Source organism: Mesorhizobium sp. M5C.F.Ca.ET.164.01.1.1 (genome assembly GCF_004792125.1).
GTDB classification, from domain to species: domain Bacteria; phylum Pseudomonadota; class Alphaproteobacteria; order Rhizobiales; family Rhizobiaceae; genus Mesorhizobium; species Mesorhizobium wenxiniae.
This window is the reverse complement of sequence record NZ_SRTG01000614.1, coordinates 1-282: the sequence shown is the minus strand read 5'-3', so window position 1 is coordinate 282 and position 282 is coordinate 1. Positions and strand designations below refer to the sequence as shown.

Annotated in this window: 1 pseudogene; it reads left to right on the top strand. The window is 66.7% G+C overall.

Annotated elements, in window-relative coordinates:
- Positions 1-20 precede the first annotated feature (20 nt).
- A pseudogene (locus EN807_RS35005) lies at positions 21-282 on the top strand (glycosyl hydrolase family 5); the annotation flags it as partial.

Below are 282 nucleotides of genomic sequence, written 5' to 3'. Positions count from 1 at the left end.
GCCATCAGGGCGCGCCCTGGATGCGCGAGCCGGTTTACCGCGCGCTGAACAATGTGCCGTGGCCGGCCTCGGCCGGCACGCTGGAGCAGACGCTGGCCTCGGTCAGGGCAAGGATGGCCGGGGATATGGATCGGTCCGAAGAGGCCAAGAAGGCCGCCTATGCCGAGACCGAACGGGTGCTGAAAGTCTTTTTCGACGCCCAGCCCGACCGCCGCTTCGTCGACGGCTATCTCAGACAGGTCAGCAACTGGGCGGAGAAAAACGGCATCGCGCCTGGGCGCA